This window comes from Leisingera sp. ABM4_101 (assembly GCF_056158725.1).
Genome location: NZ_JBSWTV010000002.1, coordinates 3,782,181 through 3,799,832 on the forward strand (window position 1 = coordinate 3,782,181; position 17,652 = coordinate 3,799,832).

Annotated in this window: 20 protein-coding genes; 1 reads left to right on the top strand and 19 read right to left on the bottom strand. The window is 62.5% G+C overall.

Annotated features, from left to right (window positions below; genetic code table 11):
- Positions 1-34: 34 nt before the first annotated feature.
- Positions 35-352 carry a hypothetical protein gene (locus tag ACXAEK_RS19610; protein WP_475044480.1) on the top strand — a complete coding sequence of 106 codons (318 nt, stop codon included), beginning with the start codon at positions 35-37 and terminating at the stop codon, positions 350-352.
- A gap of 9 nt (positions 353-361) precedes the next feature.
- On the opposite strand, the gene ribD is transcribed toward ACXAEK_RS19610, so the two are convergent.
- The 19 genes from ribD to ACXAEK_RS19705 form a co-directional block, all read right to left on the bottom strand.
- Complete coding sequence (ribD, locus tag ACXAEK_RS19615; RefSeq protein ID WP_475044482.1) at positions 362-1,459, bottom strand: bifunctional diaminohydroxyphosphoribosylaminopyrimidine deaminase/5-amino-6-(5-phosphoribosylamino)uracil reductase RibD; 1,098 nt, start codon at positions 1,457-1,459, stop codon at positions 362-364.
- On the bottom strand, positions 1,459-1,926 hold the full coding sequence (gene nrdR, locus ACXAEK_RS19620) for a transcriptional regulator NrdR (RefSeq protein ID WP_019294728.1): 468 nt from the start codon (positions 1,924-1,926) through the stop codon (positions 1,459-1,461). Before nrdR ends, ribD begins: the two co-directional genes overlap by 1 nt.
- Positions 1,927-2,048: 122 nt before the next feature.
- Positions 2,049-2,465 carry a secondary thiamine-phosphate synthase enzyme YjbQ gene (locus ACXAEK_RS19625; protein WP_475044483.1) on the bottom strand — a complete coding sequence of 139 codons (417 nt, stop codon included), beginning with the start codon at positions 2,463-2,465 and terminating at the stop codon, positions 2,049-2,051.
- Positions 2,466-2,525: 60 nt separating this feature from the next.
- The gene (locus ACXAEK_RS19630) at positions 2,526-2,951 is read right to left on the bottom strand and encodes a hypothetical protein (RefSeq protein ID WP_475044485.1); all 426 of its coding nucleotides are present in this window, start codon (positions 2,949-2,951) and stop codon (positions 2,526-2,528) included.
- 49 nt (positions 2,952-3,000) lie between these two features.
- Positions 3,001-3,411, bottom strand: coding sequence for a hypothetical protein (locus tag ACXAEK_RS19635; protein WP_475044486.1), 411 nt, complete (start codon positions 3,409-3,411; stop codon positions 3,001-3,003).
- A gap of 164 nt (positions 3,412-3,575) precedes the next feature.
- The gene (locus ACXAEK_RS19640) at positions 3,576-3,776 is read right to left on the bottom strand and encodes a hypothetical protein (protein ID WP_475044488.1); all 201 of its coding nucleotides are present in this window, start codon (positions 3,774-3,776) and stop codon (positions 3,576-3,578) included.
- 12 nt (positions 3,777-3,788) lie between these two features.
- Positions 3,789-4,193 carry a hypothetical protein gene (locus ACXAEK_RS19645; protein ID WP_475044490.1) on the bottom strand — a complete coding sequence of 135 codons (405 nt, stop codon included), beginning with the start codon at positions 4,191-4,193 and terminating at the stop codon, positions 3,789-3,791.
- A gap of 103 nt (positions 4,194-4,296) precedes the next feature.
- A complete protein-coding gene (locus tag ACXAEK_RS19650; protein WP_475044492.1) occupies positions 4,297-4,593 on the bottom strand; it encodes a hypothetical protein in 297 nt (98 codons plus the stop codon).
- An 83-nt stretch (positions 4,594-4,676) separates the two neighbouring features.
- Entirely contained in the window at positions 4,677-5,222 is a 546-nt protein-coding gene (locus ACXAEK_RS19655) for a DUF4166 domain-containing protein (protein ID WP_475044494.1), read from the bottom strand.
- Positions 5,219-5,647 (bottom strand): thiol-disulfide oxidoreductase DCC family protein, encoded by a 429-nt coding sequence (locus ACXAEK_RS19660; RefSeq protein WP_475044496.1) that lies wholly within the window; start codon positions 5,645-5,647, stop codon positions 5,219-5,221. Before ACXAEK_RS19660 ends, ACXAEK_RS19655 begins: the two co-directional genes overlap by 4 nt.
- A 34-nt stretch (positions 5,648-5,681) precedes the next feature.
- Entirely contained in the window at positions 5,682-6,293 is a 612-nt protein-coding gene (locus ACXAEK_RS19665) for a hypothetical protein (protein ID WP_475044498.1), read from the bottom strand.
- An 83-nt stretch (positions 6,294-6,376) separates the two neighbouring features.
- Complete coding sequence (gene rpoD, locus ACXAEK_RS19670; protein ID WP_475044500.1) at positions 6,377-8,362, bottom strand: RNA polymerase sigma factor RpoD; 1,986 nt, start codon at positions 8,360-8,362, stop codon at positions 6,377-6,379.
- Positions 8,363-8,495: 133 nt separating this feature from the next.
- On the bottom strand, positions 8,496-10,499 hold the full coding sequence (gene dnaG, locus ACXAEK_RS19675; RefSeq protein WP_475044502.1) for a DNA primase: 2,004 nt from the start codon (positions 10,497-10,499) through the stop codon (positions 8,496-8,498).
- Position 10,500: 1 nt separating this feature from the next.
- Positions 10,501-10,839: a hypothetical protein gene (locus tag ACXAEK_RS19680; RefSeq protein WP_475044504.1), complete on the bottom strand. Its 339-nt coding sequence runs from the start codon at positions 10,837-10,839 to the stop codon at positions 10,501-10,503.
- A 38-nt stretch (positions 10,840-10,877) separates the two neighbouring features.
- Positions 10,878-11,423 (bottom strand): sarcosine oxidase subunit gamma, encoded by a 546-nt coding sequence (locus ACXAEK_RS19685; RefSeq protein WP_475044506.1) that lies wholly within the window; start codon positions 11,421-11,423, stop codon positions 10,878-10,880.
- On the bottom strand, positions 11,416-14,361 hold the full coding sequence (locus ACXAEK_RS19690; protein WP_475044508.1) for a sarcosine oxidase subunit alpha family protein: 2,946 nt from the start codon (positions 14,359-14,361) through the stop codon (positions 11,416-11,418). Before ACXAEK_RS19690 ends, ACXAEK_RS19685 begins: the two co-directional genes overlap by 8 nt.
- Positions 14,358-14,627, bottom strand: a complete 270-nt coding sequence (locus ACXAEK_RS19695) for a sarcosine oxidase subunit delta (RefSeq protein WP_475044510.1) — start codon at positions 14,625-14,627, stop codon at positions 14,358-14,360. Before ACXAEK_RS19695 ends, ACXAEK_RS19690 begins: the two co-directional genes overlap by 4 nt.
- A gap of 66 nt (positions 14,628-14,693) precedes the next feature.
- The gene (locus tag ACXAEK_RS19700) at positions 14,694-15,947 is read right to left on the bottom strand and encodes a sarcosine oxidase subunit beta family protein (protein WP_475044512.1); all 1,254 of its coding nucleotides are present in this window, start codon (positions 15,945-15,947) and stop codon (positions 14,694-14,696) included.
- Between the two features lie 266 nt (positions 15,948-16,213).
- Positions 16,214-17,644, bottom strand: coding sequence for a Glu/Leu/Phe/Val family dehydrogenase (locus ACXAEK_RS19705; RefSeq protein WP_475044514.1), 1,431 nt, complete (start codon positions 17,642-17,644; stop codon positions 16,214-16,216).
- Between the last annotated feature and the right edge of the window lie 8 nt (positions 17,645-17,652).

Below are 17,652 nucleotides of genomic sequence, written 5' to 3' on the forward strand. Positions count from 1 at the left end.
CCAGCGCACCCCTGGCGGCCAATGGGAGCGGAGCATGACACATGCTCCTGCGACGGGCGGGAGCGCCCGGCTTCTCAGTCAAAAGACCGGCAGCAAAATCGGGTCAAAACCCAGCAGTTCCGCACCACTGGCACCAAAACCGCAAAATTCCAGAGGCTTGGCAAGCCCCGGGAAAGGCAGCGCCATTTGCATACAGGCCGTGCCGCTGAAATGCAGCAGTTTTGGCGTCCTGCGGATTTGGCGGATTTTCAGCCAGGCAGCGTTACAGGATCTTGGAAATCAACCAGATTTCCTGCACTCCAGTGCCTTGTCAGACAGAAAATCTTCCAAACCAAAGATCCGCGATTACTAGCCCCTGCCCCTAGCGCAGCGCGCGGGTCCAGCGGTGCAGAATATCCTTGCCCAGCGGGCGGGTTTCGACCAGATCGAAGCGCGGCGCCTCTTCCAGGCGGCCGATGCCCAATGCACCAATCGAGGGCAGGCCTTCGGCCCCGATGCCCAGACCTGCGGTAAACCCGATCAGCTCATCCACCAGGTCAAAGGCCAGGAGAGACGCCGCCAGCGCACTGCCGCCTTCGCAGAATACCCGGGTGAGCCCGGCGGCACCCAGCTGCTGCAGGATATCGCCCGCGTCCAGCTGCACGCCGTGAGACGCGCAAGGGATCAGCCGGGCCCCCAGCCCTTCCCAGGCCTGGATCCGTTCATGGTCAGCGCCATGACCATGGCACAGCCAAACCGGCACCTCCCTGGCCGTGCGGGCCAACTGACCCATCAGCGGCAGATCCAGATGGCGCGAAATCACTACCCTTACCGGCTGGCTCTCCACCCCCAGATCACGCACTGTCAGCGACGGATCATCCGCCCGTGCGGTGCCGCCGCCGACCATAACCGCATCATGGCGGGCACGCATTGCATGCACGGCGCGGCGGGCCTCCGGTCCGGTGATCCATTTGCTTTGCCCCGATCCGGTGGCAATCCGCCCGTCAAAACTGCTGGCCAGCTTCAGCGTCACCAGCGGGCGGCCCTGTTCGGTCTTCAGAAAGAACCCCGCATGATCGCGGGCGGCCTGGGCGGCCCAGACCCCGGTTTCAACTGTGATGCCCGCATCGCGCAGCATCTGGAAGCCCTGGCCGGACACCCGCGGATCGCTGTCCTCCACAGCGGCCACCACGCGGGCCACGCCTGCATCAATCAGCGCTTGCGAACAGGGCGGCGTCTCACCCTGATGTGCGCAAGGCTCCAGGGTCACATAGGCGGTAGCTCCGCGGGCTGCATCCCCTGCCTGCGCCAGCGCTTCGGTTTCGGCATGCGGGCGGCCGCCCGGCTTGGTCCAGCCGCGGCCGGCCACCCGGCCGTCCTTCACGATGACACAGCCCACAGCCGGGTTCGGCCAGCAATTGCCCTGCCCCCGCCGCCCCAGGGACAGCGCCAGCGCCATAAATCGGTGATCTGCGTCCATTATTCTTCCGGCGCCACCGGCGGGCGCAGCTCGTGGACGAAGTCCTCAAAGTCGTCTGCGGCCTGGAAATTCTTGTAAACGCTCGCAAAACGCACGTAGGCAACAGTGTCGATCCGGGCCAGCGCTTCCATCACGATCTCACCGATCTTCTTGGAGGGAATATCGGTTTCGCCCATGCTTTCCAGCCGACGTACAATGCCGGAAATCATCTGGTCGATGCGCTCCGGCTCAATCGGGCGTTTCTGCATTGAGATGCGGATTGACCTCTCCAGCTTGTCACGGTCGAAATCTTCGCGCTTGCCGTTGGTCTTGATCACCACCAGGTCGCGCAGCTGCACCCGCTCATAGGTGGTAAAGCGGCCGCCGCAGGCCGGGCAGAACCGGCGCCGCCGGATCGAAACATGATCTTCGGCGGGACGTGAATCCTTGACCTGAGTGTCGATATTTCCGCAAAATGGGCAGCGCATCCGCCTGCTCCCTCAATCCTGTCAGCCTATTCTTTGTGCCGGAGTTCTCCCGGTTATCCACAACTATAGGCTACCCTCCAGAATTTGGGTAGAGGTGTTTTTTTGCCGCTAGATGAAGAGGTTCAGGCCAGGTGCGCTGCCACCTGGCGCCGATGCGGCGCGTCGCGGTGTTCAAACAGGTAGATCCCTTGCCAGGTGCCTAATACCGGCTTGCCGCGGTCAACCGGTATGGACAGGCTGACCGGCATCATCGCCGCCTTGATATGGGCCGGCATGTCATCGGGCCCTTCATAGGTATGGCGCAAGTAGCTCATGGATGGGTGGGACGACGGCGGGACCAGCCGCGCAAAGAAGGCGCGCAGGTCGCTCTGAACGTCGGGATCCGCGTTTTCCTGGATCAGCAAGGAACAGGACGTGTGGCGCACGAACAGCGTGAGCAGCCCGTCCTGAACACCGCTGGCAGCCACCCAGGCCTGCACGTCGCCGGTAAACTCATAGAGCCCCTGGCCGCGGGTCGGAATAATGAAGCTGTCTTGCATTGGGCCGTTGTGGCGGAAACCCTATGTTCAGGCAACCCGGAAATCTGCAAACGCCTTTGTTTAGGGCCACCAAAGGTCACGCCCGGGCAGACGGTCAAAGCAATAGTTCTGCGCCGAAGTCACCCGCAGGCTGTCTCCCGCTTCGCGCACATTCAGCGACAAGCCGCCAGAGCGGTCTGGAACCCCCGGCGGCATTCCAAAGGCAAATTGCACTGCTTTGCGCCCAGGCCGGTTTACCGACGGCCCCTCCCCACGCCAGACATAGATCCTCTGGTTCACCGGCGCCCGCAGCTGGCGGATGGCGTAGTCTGCGATGCTGCACCAATAGTCCTGTGCGCCCGAGCGGCTCCCGGCAACCACTTCCCAAACGCCCTCGGAAACTGGCAGCACCTCATTCCGGTTTATCGCACGCCATGCGGACGCAGGCACAGGAACCGACAGAACTACTGCCAGAATTCCTTTCAGAAACAGTGCTTTACGGATCATTTCAACCTCCTTCCCTGCGGATTCCGGAAGGCCGCGGCCTAAAACACACTCACGGCCGCCCGAAGGGCTCAAAGCAATAATCAAAGGCTTTCTGAATTCTCATTGTATCACCAGATTGCAGACTGTTAACAGACTTGTATCCGCCAGCCCGAGTGTCTGCCGTCAAGTTGGCATCCGTCGTGAACTGTACCGCTGAACGGCGCCCAGTAGTTTCGCTGGGACCAAGCCCGCGAGTAATGCGCAAATTTGCATTCCAGGGCGCCCTAAGCACGCGATGAGCATAGTCCGCGGCACCGCACCAGAATAAAATTCCATTACCGGTTCCTGGAATGACTTCGAAGACGCCGTCGGACACCGGGTTAACACGGATATTGTAGCGGCTGGCATTGGCCTCCAGGCTGGCAGGGATCGTCAAAATTAACGATGCAGAGGCGATAGCGGCGGTTGCAACAAGTTTCATGGAAGCTCCTTTTCCTCAAAGCAGGGCAGACCAATGCCCCACCTCTAGGTTAGAGAGAATAAGCACACGAGCCACTCAAACTGCCGTGCGGTGGCTGCGCGCCTTTCTCCTGTCCCGCGCAATTGGCCGCCAAAGACGCAAACGGTTCTAAAATAATATAATTTTCAGACACTTAAGGCATTTTCAATACTGAGGTCGCCTCGCTGCACGTCACGCAGAAAACTGTTGCGACCGCTCGTTTGAACCGACGGGGCACTTCCCCTGTCCTGCGGAAGCACCTTGCCGTGACCTTCCGTGAACTGTTGACTGTGTTCAGAAGGCGTGTCGAAAAGACTGCCCGCTAACTCAGGCAGGATCAGCGCCATGATTTTCATGCACTACAAAACCGGCTCGTTCACGCAATACCCGTAGCCTTGCTGCACCGACATGCTCTCGCCCGGGCGGAAGCCCAGCGACAGCCAGCCCGTTTTGGGGGCAATACCGCGGCGTTCGGGGAAGAGCGTGAACTGTACCGAAGAACGGCGGCCGGTGGTAACGCTGACGCCACGGCCCCGCACCACATAAAATCGGTCGGTCCAGCCCGCCCCCAGCTCGCGGCGGGCGTATTCAGCGGCGGCGCACCAGTATTCCCAGGTTCCCCCAGCCCCGCGCGGCACCACTTCATATACGGTGTCATCAACCGGCAGCACCCGCACGCCGCGGGTGGTTGTAAAAGCATCTGCAGAAGGGGCTGATAGAGCGGCCAGACCGGCCAGGCCCAAGACGGAAAAAAGCTGTTTCATTCGGAAATATCCCTGTGTTCAAACTAACATAGGGAGTCCGCCGGCGCGCTCCAATAGGTCCGGCAGCTTTCTCACGGCCTCTCGCAGATCTGTGAACGAAGGCTCACGCGCGGGCAGGAAAGGGAATGATTTCGGCGCTCTGCTGCTGCTCGCCCAGCACCTGTTCCAGAATTTCCAGTGCGGCGGCATTCGGTGCGGCGCCGGTGTCAGGGTGGAACTTGTCGCGGGCCTGGCGGCGCAGCATGTCACGGGTTTCCGCGGCGCCCATCTGCTTCAGTTCCTCGCCCTGGCTGGACAGCACATCAACCATGAAGTGGTTGGCGGTCACCAGGTCATTCAGCGACTTTAGCTTGTCCGTCAGCGCCTGCAGCGCCTCATCCATGTTGGTATGTGCAGACATCTTCTTCCCCCCGGAAGTACATGAGCGATGCCGCCATTTTAGAGTCCAGGGCAGTTCGGAACAACAACAGGGTTAGCAAATGGTTAACGCCTGAGATCCAGTTCCGGAAGCTCGATATGGCCGTGGTACCGCACCAGCAGGCCAACCCGCGGCAGGCTGGCGGAGATGTCAAAACCGATGTGGCCGTCAGGTGTTTCAAATTCCACAGAGGCACTCTGCGGGCAGAGCACGCGCGGCAGCGGCACACCGAACAGGCGCGCTTGCTCCACCGCAACCGTCAGGGCGCCTTGGCGCGCGGTCACGCGGAGTTCCAAGTCGATAGGGCCGAACCGTTCCAGCACCCTGCCGCCCGCCGGATCGTAGCGCAGCAGTGAGCGGGTCTGATGCCTGCCGAAACGGCGGCGCCATACATGGCCCTTTCCCTGTGGCGCGACATCCAGCTGGAACCGCGACGGCGGCATCGGCGGCGGGAAGCCTGCAAGCGCGGCCAGCAGCCGCCCCCAGCGGCTGCCGCCCTCGACACTCACGACCCCGCGGCAGGTGCCAGGCGGCTCTGCATGGAACCTCAGCAAGGCAGGCGGCACATCAAGCTTTTGCGCGGCAATAACCTCGCCAAAGGCATCCCTCATGCCTGATATCCCCCAGGTGCGAACCGCGCGCGCAACTCGGCGCTGGGGATCATGCAGCGGTCATGGCGGCCGAACAGACGGTACCGGTTCCGGGCGATGCTGAAGTAGAGAAAATCCTTCAGCCGCCGCGGCAGAAAACGGCATGCAGACAGCAGCGGCCAGGGAAAGGGCAGCGCCCGCAGGGTCGCTGCAACCGCATCGAGCCGCTGATAGGTGCGGCCGTTAACGATCACCAGGTTGGTTTCAAAGTTGTCCGCAGGCAGGCCGAGCTCCCGGTAAAGCCGCTGCCCTAAAGGCGACTGCGCAGTGGCAAAGGCAAACCGCCCTGCCCGGTCATGCCGCAGCATGAAGCGGAAGAAGCCGGAACACAGCACGCATTCGCCGTCGAAGACGATGAGGTTCTGACGCGTGTCACTCGCAATCATGAAACGGCCTTTCCAAATCTTGCTCCTGTGATGCTCAGCGCTCGGGATAGATATCCGTATCAGGCCCAAACACAACTTCATTGCCGGATGCATACAAGAAGCAGCGCCTCCGGTTACCATCATTTTCTTCACATTTTCTAAGCGCGGCTTGCTCCGCCTCACGCCTTGTCAGCCGTCCGGACGCAAAGGCCCAGGCACCGTTGCGGCTCAGCGCTATGGCTTTGGTGCGCCGGGCCGCAGAGTAGCGGGCGGCGACATCCCGGCCGCGCAGATCCGCCACGAACGGAATAGTGTCCGGGCCGACCCTTTCCGCATAAACCATTGAAGGCACAGCCTGCCAACCAGGCAAATTACGCCCCTTTGCTATCGCCAGGCCGCAAGGCTGGCCGGCAAGGTGCTCACATTTCTGCAATACGGCACTGGTGATCGTCGATGACAGTTTATTGCCGCTGCAGCGGGACGCCCAATGACCATTGGGCGACACTGCCACCATATAGGTTTGCTTGCAGCGAACCCGCTCATAGTCCCTTTGAATACTGGCGCTGGCGACATCCGAAAGGAACGGGACTTTATAGAAATCCGGGGCCTCCGCCTGCGCAGATACCGTGCTGGCTGCCAAAAGGGCAAATACGATCCTGAACAACATAATCTAAAATTCCCAAGCTGTTATGGCGCGGAGAATACATGTCAATCAGGCAAGAAAAAGGCGCCCCGCGGGGCGCCTTTTGATTACTGGTCCAGGAAGCTGCGCAGCTTGCGCGAGCGGCTGGGGTGCTTCAGTTTCCGCAAGGCTTTCGCCTCGATCTGGCGGATCCGTTCGCGGGTCACGCTGAACTGCTGGCCGACTTCCTCCAGGGTGTGGTCGGTGTTCATGCCGATACCGAAGCGCATCCGCAGAACCCGCTCTTCACGCGGCGTGAGGGACGCCAGCACCCTTGTGGTGGTTTCCTTGAGGTTTTCCTGAATGGCGCTGTCCAAGGGCAGCACGGCATTCTTGTCCTCGATGAAATCGCCCAGCTGCGAATCTTCCTCGTCGCCGATCGGGGTCTCCAGCGAGATCGGCTCCTTGGCGATCTTCATCACCTTGCGGACCTTCTCCAGCGGCATCTGCAGCTTGTCCGCCAGTTCTTCCGGGGTTGGCTCGCGGCCGATCTCGTGCAGCATCTGGCGGCCGGTGCGGACCAGCTTGTTGATGGTCTCGATCATGTGGACCGGGATCCGGATGGTGCGGGCCTGGTCCGCGATGGAGCGGGTGATCGCCTGACGGATCCACCAGGTTGCGTAGGTCGAGAACTTGTAGCCGCGGCGGTATTCGAACTTGTCCACCGCCTTCATCAGGCCGATGTTGCCCTCCTGGATCAGGTCCAGGAACTGCAACCCGCGGTTGGTGTATTTCTTGGCGATGGAGATCACCAGGCGCAGGTTGGCCTCGACCATTTCCTTCTTGGCCTGACGCGCCTCTTTCTCACCCTTCTGAACCTGCTGCACGATGCGGCGGAATTCAGAAATGTCCAGGCCGACATACTGGCCTACCTGGGCCATATCGGCGCGCAGCTCTTCAACCTTGCCGGTGGAGCGTTCGATGAACATCTGCCAGCCGCGCCCCGGTTTCTCGCCCATGTCGGCCAGCCAGTTCGGGTCCAGCTCGCGGCCGCGGTAGGCGTCGACGAACTCGCGGCGGTTGATGCGGGCCTGGTCGGCCAGCTTGACCATCGAGCTGTCGATCTGCATCACACGGCGGTTGATGCCATAAAGCTGGTCGATCAGCGCCTCGATACGGTTGTTGTGCAGGTGCAGGCCGTTCACCAGCTCGACGATTTCAGACCGCAGCGACTGATAGCGCGCCTCATCATCAGAGCTGAAGGAGCCATCCTCGTTCAGGGTGGCCGAAATCCGGCTGTCCTGCATTTCGCTGAGTTCGGCAAAGTCGGTGGAGATCCGCTCCAGAGTGACCAAAACCCGGTCCTTAAGCGCGGCCTCCATCGCGGCCAGCGACATGTTGGCCTGATCGTCCTCATCGTCGTCATCATCGCTGGCAATCGGATTACCATCGGCATCCAGCTCCGGGCCTTCATCCTTGGCCGGCTTGGCAGCCGCCACGGCGGAGGTGTCGACAACCGGCTCTTCCTCCTCGCCGTCCTCGTCCATCTGGTTGCCAAAGGTGGCCTCCAGGTCGATGACGTCGCGCAGCAGAATGTCCTCGGACAGAAGTTCGTCGTGCCAGATGGTGATCGCCTGGAAGGTCAGCGGGCTTTCACACAGGCCTGCGATCATGGTGTTGCGGCCCGCCTCGATGCGTTTCGCAATCGCGATCTCGCCTTCACGGCTCAGCAGCTCAACCGAGCCCATCTCGCGCAGGTACATGCGCACCGGGTCGTCGGTGCGGTCCAGCTTTTCGGTCTGGGCGCCGGCCAGCGCAACCTCGCGCGGGCCTTCGGTGGTCACAAGGTCGGTGGTGCCCTTGTTTTCCTCTTCCTCGGCCTCTTCGTCCTCGATGATGTTGATGCCCATCTCGCTGAGCATCGACATCACGTCTTCGATCTGTTCCGAGCTGACCTGATCCGGCGGCAGAACCTGATTGAGCTGATCGTAGGTGATGTAGCCTTTCTCGCGGGCCTCCGCGATCATCTTCTTGACCTGAGCCTGGCTCATGTCGAGGGAGATTTCGGCGTCCTGATCGTCAGGTTTGCGGTCGTCGGTGTCTTTGGCGGCCATTCATTGCTCCTTACCAGGGGCTGCGGGGGCGATTCGATTCTCGCGAATCATTAGCGCGATCATCTGATTCGTCACCCCGTTTACCCAATTTTCCTGTGCTCTTCCTTAGCAAAACGCAGAATCACCCTGCGACTTACTTTTCGGAGAAGCCGATCCGGTCCAAAAGGGCACCGAAGGCATCGCGCTCATCCCGGTTGAGCCGCGCGCCATTCTTGCCCACGTCATAGGTTGCCTTATCCTCATTTTCGCTGCGCACGGCCTTGTTCTTGGCCTCTGCCGCCTGCCGCAGCCGCCAGGTCAGCGCCTCATCCGCTAGGCCATGCAAATCCTCTTCGGCTTCTGCCAGTTCCGCATCCAGCCCGCGCAGCGTTTCGAGTTTTGCGAGTTCTTCCGCCAGGGTCATGCTGGCCAGTTCGGTGTCGCCGGGTTTGCGCAGGCAGGGGATGATTGCGACATGGCGAAGGGCAAAGAGGTTTTCAAGGGCATGGGGCCCCAAAGACCAGTCGATTTCCTCGCGCAGCCGCTCCGGTGCACTGATGCCGTGACGCAGCACCATGTCGCGCAGCGCCGCCAGATCCGGGTCGGCGCACTGCAGGCGTTCCAGGCTGGTCTCGAATTCCGGAATCACCTCCGGCGTGGTGATGGCTGTCGCCAGGATCACCGCCTCGCGCATGGAGGCAAAGGATTCATCATCGGCACCCGCCACCAGCGACGCCCTTGTGGTCGCCCGCGGCTGCGGGATCGGGCCAAAGCCCTTGCCCGGTTTCCAGGGTGCGCGGGCGCCGTCGCGGAAGCCGCCGCCCTTGCCGCCCCGCTGCTGATAGCCGCCCCCTCCGCCGCCACTGTCGCGACTGCCGCGGAACAGCTGCCAGCGCATTTCCTTGACGTCTTCGCCATAGTGCTTGCGGATCGAGGGGTCGCGGATCAGCTTGATCTTTTCCCGCAGCGCCTTGTCGAGCGCGGCCTTGCGCTCGGGGCTGTCGAACACTTTGCCTTCGGTCTCGCGCTGCCACAGCAGCTTGACCATCGGCATCGCCTGATCCAGCACCGCCTGCACCGCCTCGGGGCCTTCGGAGCGGATCATGTCGTCGGGGTCCTTGCCCTCAGGCATGATGGCAAAGCGCAAGCTTTTGCCGGCTTCCAGCAGCGGCAGCGCCAGATCAATAAGCCGCATCGCGGCGCGGATACCTGCCTTGTCGCCATCCAGCGCGATGATCGGCTCATCCGACATCCGCCACAGCATCTGCAGCTGATTTTCGGTGATCGCTGTGCCCAGCGGTGCGACAGAGGACTGGAAACCGCCCTCGGCCAGCGCAATCACATCCATATAGCCTTCGGCGACGATCAGCGTGGAGCCGCGGCCGGATGCAGAGCGTGCGGGGCCGTGGTTGTACAGGCTGCGGCCCTTGTCGAACAGCTCGGTCTCAGGCGAGTTCAGGTATTTGGCGTTGTCATTCGGATCCATCGCCCGGCCGCCAAAGGCAATCGCCCGCCCGCGCGCATCGCGGATTGGGAACATGATCCGGTTGCGGAAGGTGTCATAGGGTTTGCCGCCCTTGTTCGACGGCTTGGCCAGCCCTGCGCCGATGATCAGATCCTCTGGCACGTTCTTGCCGCGCAAAGCATCCCACAGGTTCTGCCAACCGTCAGGGGCAAAGCCGATTTCCCAGCGGTCCAGCGCCTGCGCCGTCATCCCCCGGCGCTGCAAATAGGCGCGGGCATCCTGCGCCGCCCCGGTTTTCAGTTGCAGACGGAAGAACTGCACCGCCTGCTCCATCACATCGGCCAAGAGCGCCCGGCGGTCCTGTTTCTCCTGCGCGCGCGGGTCGCGCTTGGGCATCTCCATGCCCGCTTCCCCTGCCAGGATCTCGACTGCCTCCATGAAGCCGACGTTCTCGGTCTCCTGCACAAACTTCAGCGCGTCGCCTTTGGCGTGGCAACCGAAGCAGTAATAGAAGCCCTTGCGGTCCTCGACGTGGAATGACGCAGTCTTTTCGTGATGGAATGGGCACGGCCCCCAAAAGTCGCCCTTGCCTGGCTGCGACTTGCGCTGGTCCCACATGACCTTGCGCCCGACAACATCAGAGATGCTGACGCGGGTGCGCAATTCATCCAGAAAACCGGGCGGCAGCGACATATCAGTTCGACTTCAGCTGCTGCTGCATCGCCTGGATCTGGTCCCAGTTTTGCAGGCACTGCTCCTCAAAAGCCGCGCCAAGGTCCACGCCCTTCAGGTCGCGCCGCTTCATCGCGTAGACGTGGGAGGCCAGCTGCGGGATTGCGTTGGAAAAGGCTTCGGGCCATTCCGGTTCACTGTCCAGAATGACCTGCTCCACCACTTCCTGCTTTACCCGGTCCAGCCGCGCCTGCTGCACCGCGGCCATAACCTGGCCCTGGTATTTGCAGCTTTGTTCTTTGCTTTCAGAAGCATAGGCCGGAGCCGCCAGCAAGGCGGCTGCAAAGGCGATGCGGATCATAGATGCGCTCCGGGAATCAGTTGGTGATTCCCGAAAGATTACCCCCGCGCCGCCACGGCTTCCATGGCTGTTTTCAAATCATGCACAAGCGTTTTCGCCATCGAGCGGAACACCATCACCTGAAACGCCTGCGGGCCAGTGCGGGTGACAGAGGCCATCATGTGCTTCAGCTCCGCCCGCACGGTATGGCCGCGCTTGAAGACCTCAGGCCGCAGATCCACCGGCACCAGCCGCGCCAGCACGTCCTCGGCGCCCTTGCCTTCCAGCTTCACCACTGCCCAGGCGTCGCTCTGATCGGTCAGCGCCGCGTGCTCCGCCAGCTTGGCATCCGGCACAGGCCCCATCAGCAGCGCCATGTCCCGGCCGAACCAGACTGCACGGCTGCCCGCCTTGCCAGTTGCCCGGTTTGCCGCCGGGAACGCCATGCCATGGGCGGCTTCCAGCTCTTTGCTCAGCTTTTCTTGCCGGCCTTTGAACGGTGCCACCGCCCACATCGCACCGGGATGCTCCTCGGTCAGGCTCATGCCGCCGATACTTGCCGGAACCAGCCCTTCACAGGGGCTTTTTGCAATCAGTTCAGCCACGGGCACGCCCTCCTTCCGGGTCAAAGAACACAGGCGACACTACCTCGCACAACGTATCCACACCGCGCATATGGTCGACCAGGCGCACGGTTTCACCAATCCTGTCCGGCCCCTCCTTGAGGAACGCCAGGCCGATGGGGTGCCCCAAGGTCGGCGAATAGCCGGCCGAGGTTACATAGCCCTGGTCATAGATCCGCTCCACCGGGTCGCCTGGCGTGAACAGATGCGCACCAGCAGTAATCTCTTTGGCAGCACCAACAGGTTTCAGCCCCACCAAGCACATCCGGTCTTCGGCCATCAGGCCTTCGCGGGTGGACATTGCCTGGCCCAGGAAAGCCTTCTTCTTGGACATCATCCCCTGCAGGCCCAGGTCAAAGGCGGTCACGGTGCCGTTGATCTCGGCGTGCGTAATCAGCCCTTTCTCGATCCGCAGAACATTCAGCGCCTCCATGCCATAGGCTCCTCCGCCCATCGCCTCGGCGCGCTTCAGCAGCTCGCGGAACAGAGCCTCGCCATAGCGCCCGGGCACGGCAACCTCATAGGCATGCTCACCCGAGAAGGAGATCCGGAACAGCCGCCCCTTGACGCCCAGCACGGTCGCCTCACCGCAGCCCATGAACGGCCAGGTCTCGCCGTTCACATCCTCATCCAGCAGACCGTTCAGCAGCTCCTGCGACTTCGGCCCGGCCACCGCAAACTGCGCCCATTGCTCGGTCACCGAGGTAAAGCGCACATCCCATTCCGGATAAAGCGCCTGGGACACGAACTCCATATGCGCCATCACCTGCCCCGCGGCGGCGGTTGTGGTGGTCATGACATAGTGGTTTTCACCCAGCCGCGCGGTAGTGCCGTCATCCATGACAAAGCCGTCTTCACGCAGCATCAGCCCATAGCGGACCTTGCCCACCTTCAGCGTGCTGAAGGTATTGGTGTAAAGGAAGTCGAGGAACTTGCCCGCGTCCGGACCCTGGATGTCGATCTTGCCCAGGGTGGACACATCGCAGATGCCCACCGCATTGCGCACCAGGGTCACCTCCCGGTCGCAGGACTGGCGCCAATTGGTCTCACCCGGCTTGGGGTAATAAGCCGCCCGGTACCACAGGCCCACCTCCAGCTGATGCGCGCCGCGGTTGTCGCTCTCGCCATGCGACGTCAGGAACCGCTGCGGCTTGAAGCCCTCATCGGTGGCCCCTGCCCCCATTGCCCCCAGCGACACCGGTACAAACGGCGGGCGGAAGGTGGTGGTGCCGGTCTCAGGGATTGTCCGGCCAGTGGCATCCGCCAGCACCGCCAGTGCGGCCACGTTGGAGTTCTTGCCCTGATCGGTCGCCATGCCCTGCGTGGTATAACGCTTCATATGCTCGACCGAGCGGAAGTTTTCGGTGGCCGCCTGCTTCACATCCTTGACGGTCACGTCGTTCTGGAAGTCGAGCCAGGCGCGGCCCTTGCCTGGCACGGCCCACAGCGCAGCGATGCAGTAGGGATCATCCTCGGCGTCCGGCAGGTCGGCAGCCGCGGATTTCAGGCCCAGCGCCTCCAGCACCTTGCCGGCCGCTTCAGCGCCTTCACGCAACGCACCTGCGGTGGAGAAGGTGCCGTTACAGGCACCCGCCGTCACCATCCCCGGCACCGCGCCCTCAGTGGGCACAAATGCCAGTGCTTCACGGTTCCACTGCGGGCGGCTGTTCAGATGGCAGGTCAGATGCACCGAGGGGTTCCAGCCGCCGGACATCGCCAGGCAGTCGGTCTGGATCTTCTCCTCGCCCTTCACCGAGCGCACGGTGATGCTCTCGACACGCTGGCGGCCTGCGCTGTTGCAGACCTGCGCCCCCTTGATCACCTGATAGGGGCCATCGACCGGCGCATCATGGCGGCTGTCGATCACGGCGGCGATATGCACGCCCGCGTCATGCAGATCCCGCGCCGTGCGGTGGGCCTGGTCGTTGTTGGCAAACAGCGTCACCCGCTCCCCTGGCGCCACCCCCCAGCGGTTCAGATAGGCGCGCACGGCGCCCGCCATCATGATGCCGGGCCGGTCGTTGTTGCGGAATGCCACCGGACGCTCGATCGCGCCTGCCGCCAGCACCGCGTGCCTGGCCGCAATCCGCCAGAAGCATTCGCGCGGCAAATGGCTGCCCTTCAGCGAATGCCGCCGCGGCAGATGGTGCGAGACCCGCTCCAGCGCGCCATAAGTACCCTGATCATAGGCGCCGGTGACAGCGGTGCGGGTCATCAGCCGCACGTTGTCCATCGCCTCCAGCTCAGCCAGCACCTCGGCGGCCCACTCATAGCCCGGCTTGCCGCCGATGTCCTCGCGCTCGGCCAGCAGGCGCCCGCCCATGCGGCTGTCTTCCTCGGCCAGGATCACATCCGCACCAGCGCGGCCTGCGGTCAGTGCCGCCATCAAACCCGCTGGGCCGGAGCCGATGACCAAGACATCGCAGAACGCAAAAGCCTTCTCATAAGTATCGCGGTCCGCCTCGCCAGAAAGCGCGCCAAGCCCTGCCGCATTGCGGATCATCGGCTCATAGACCTTCTCCCAGAAGGCCGCCGGCCACATGAAGGTCTTGTAGTAGAACCCCGCGCCAAAGAACGGCGCCGCTAGGTCGTTCACCGCCATCACGTCGCGTTCTACAGACGGCCAGCAATTCTGACTGCGCGCCTCCAAGCCTTCAAACAGCTCCTGCTGGGTGGCACGGATGTTCGGGTCCTGCTCGCCGCCGGTGCCGACAGTCACCAGCGCATTCGGCTCCTCGCTGCCTGCGGTCAGCACCCCGCGCGGGCGGTGGTATTTGAACGACCGCCCCATCAGATGCACATCATTGGCCAGCAGCGCCGAGGCCAGCGTGTCGCCTTCCAGCCCCATCAAATGGCGGCCATCGAAGCCGAACGTGATGGGCTTTGCGCCCTGGTTCAAACCTTTGCCGGGAAGTCTCATTTCTCACCTCCCAGCCCGGCCTCTGAGGCCAGCTGTACATCCAGGATCTCATGGGTCGCAGTATTGCGGGTGACCTTCAGCCAGGAATTGCAGCCCATCTCATGATACCACAGTTCCTCCAGCGGCCCCGCCGGATTTTCCCGCAGGTTCACATACTCATGCCAAGCATCCAGATCCGCGCCCTCTGCCGGACGCACCAATGCGGCACCTTTGTAATAGAACTCGCGGCGGTCCCTCTCGCCGCAGACCGGACAAGTGATCCTCATGACCAGCGCCCTTTCAATTTGCAGAAAATACTCCCGCCGGAGGCAAACCCGGCGCACTCCAAACGCTTAGTGCAGGTTATGCTGCGCACCGGTCCCCTCCTCATCCATCAGGCCCACGCCGCTGCGGAAGCGGTCCAGCTTCAGTTTCGTGGCTGCGCCATGCGGCCGGTCTGTCGCGATCAGATGCGCATAGACATGGCCCGAGCCCGGCGTCGCCTTGAAGCCGCCGTAACACCAGCCGCAGTTCAGGTAGAGGCCGTCGATGGGCGAATGGTCGATGATGGGTGATCCGTCCGGCGTCATGTCCATGATGCCGCCCCAGCTGCGCAGCAAACGCGCCTTGCTCAGCGCCGGCACCATCGCCACAAAACTCTCCATCGTGTGCTCCACCATCGGCAGGTTCCCCCGCGCGGCGTAGGAGCTGTAGGAATCCAGGTAGCTGCCGAACACCATGCCGCCCTTGTCGGACTGGCTGATATACAGATGCCCTTCGGCAAAGGTGATAACGTGGTCGACAATCGGCTTCAGCCCTTCCGAGACAAAAGCCTGCAGCACATGGCTTTCGATCGGCAAGGTCAGCCCCGCCATCACCGCCACCTGGCCGGAGCGCCCTGCTGCGGCCAGCGCCACCTTCTTGGCCCGGATCGGGCCGCGGACGGTCTGCACACCCACAACCTTGCCGTTCTCCACGTCGATGCCGGTCACTTCGCAGTTCTGGATCAGATCCACCCCGCGCATATCGGCGCCGCGGGCATAGCCCCAGGCCACCGCGTCGTGGCGTGCGGTGCCGGCACGGCGCTGCATCAGCCCGCCCATGATCGGGAAACGGTTGTTGTCGAAATTCAGAAACGGCGCCAATTCGCGCACCTGCTCGCGGCTCAGGATCTCGGCATCGTCGCCCTGGTTGACGATGGAGTTGCCCCGGCGCACTGCCGCGTCACGTTGGCCGTCGTTGTGGAACAGGTTGATGATGCCGCGCTGGGACATCATCGCATTGTAGTTCAGATCCTGCTCCATCCCTTCCCACAGTTTCAGCGAGTGGGAATAAAACTCCGAGTTGCCCGGTAGGTAATAGTTCGCCCGCACGATGGTGGTGTTGCGCCCCACGTTGCCGCCGCCGAGATAGCCCTTCTCCAGCACCGCGACATTGGTGATGCCATGCTCCTTGGCCAGGTAGTAGGCGGTCGCCAGCCCGTGGCCGCCGCCGCCGATGATCACCACATCATACTCGGATTTGGGCTCAGGGTCCCGCCAATGGGGCTTCCACCCCTTGTTTCCGGTGAGCCCCTCCTTGAGCACACGCCAGCCCGAAAACCGCATGTCGTCCCTCCCCGTCAAATCGCTTTCCGCTGCCCGGAAAATCTGCGGCCCGGGCCTTGGCGGCATTGCTAACTGCTTTCGCCTGCCGCTCCTAGCCCCAAGGTTCATTTTGCGGCGGTTCAGCAGGGCTTTGCCGCAAGTCACACGAACTAGTCACCTCTGTCTAGTAATATTTGCGACACCGGATGCCGTATTGCATGCCGCGCACAGAAAAGGGGCAGAGAGTTTCCTCTCCGCCCCCAGGTACCCGCCAGAGCCAACCCCGGTCAGAGTCCCTTGGCGTGATAGCTCTTGGCCACCTTGTCGATCGACACCAGATAGGCGGCGGTGCGCAGGTCGGTTACGTCGTCGCGGCTGTGCCAGACTTCGCGCATCGACTGATAGGCCACCCGCATGGTGTCATCGAGGCCCGAGCGTACCAGCTCCAGCTCGCCCGCGCCCTTCAGGTACTTGTCCTTGAAGTTCGGCGACATCGACCAGGTGTCACCCATCACATCGTCCAGGCGCTGCAGCTCGTCGATCACCAGCTGGTGGCGCGCCTCTTCCTGGCGGCGCTGCATCCGGCCAAACCGAATGTGGGAGAGGTTTTTGACCCACTCGAAATAGGACACGGTCACGCCGCCTGCGTTGGCATACATGTCAGGGATGATCACACAGCCCTTCTTGCGCAGGACCTCATCCGCGCCAGCCGTGACCGGGCCGTTTGCGGCCTCGATGATCAGCGGCGCCTTGACGCGGTCCGCGTTGGAGAGGTTGATCACCCCTTCCAGTGCCGCCGGGATCAGGATGTCGCACTCCTCCTCCAGCAGCAGCGCGCCATCTTCCAGGAATTGTGCGTCCGGATAGCCGGAAACGCCGCCATGCTTGACGATCCAGTTGCGAACAGCCTCAACGTCAAGGCCGTCCGCGCTGTACAGCCCGCCGTCCCGTTCGATGATGCCAATGATCCGCGAGCCATCTTCCTCGGACAGGAACTTGGCCGCGTGATAGCCCACGTTGCCAAGGCCCTGCACAATGACCCGCTTGCCATCCAGCTTGCCGCTGAGACCCGCCGCCGCCTTGTCTTCCTCATGGCGGAAGAACTCCTGCAGCGCGTATTGCACCCCGCGGCCCGTGGCCTCGACCCGGCCCGAGATACCGCCGGCGTTCAACGGCTTGCCGGTGACACAGGCCTTGGCGTTGATGTCGGTGGTGTTCATCCGCGCGTACTGGTCTGCAATCCAGGCCATCTCGCGCTCGCCGGTCCCCATGTCGGGCGCAGGCACGTTCTGGGAGGGGTGGATCAGGTCGCGCTTGGCCAGTTCATAGGCAAAGCGGCGGGTGATCAGCTCCAGCTCATGCTCCTCATACTCCCGCGGGTCGATGCACAAACCGCCTTTGGAGCCGCCGAACGGCGCCTCCACCAGGGCGCATTTATAGGTCATCAGCGCCGCCAGCGCCTCGACCTCATCCTGATTCACCCCGGTGGCATAGCGGATGCCGCCCTTCACCGGTTCCATATGTTCGGAATGGACAGATCTGTAGCCGGTGAATGTATGCATGGCGCCGCGCAGGCGCACACCGAAACGCACCGTATAGGTTGCATTGCAAACCCTGATCTTCTCTTCCAGCCCAGGCGGCAGGTCCATCAGTTTCACGGCCCGGTTAAACATCAGGTCCACGCTCTCGCGGAAGCTCGGCTCTGTGCGGCTGGTCATCTAAAATC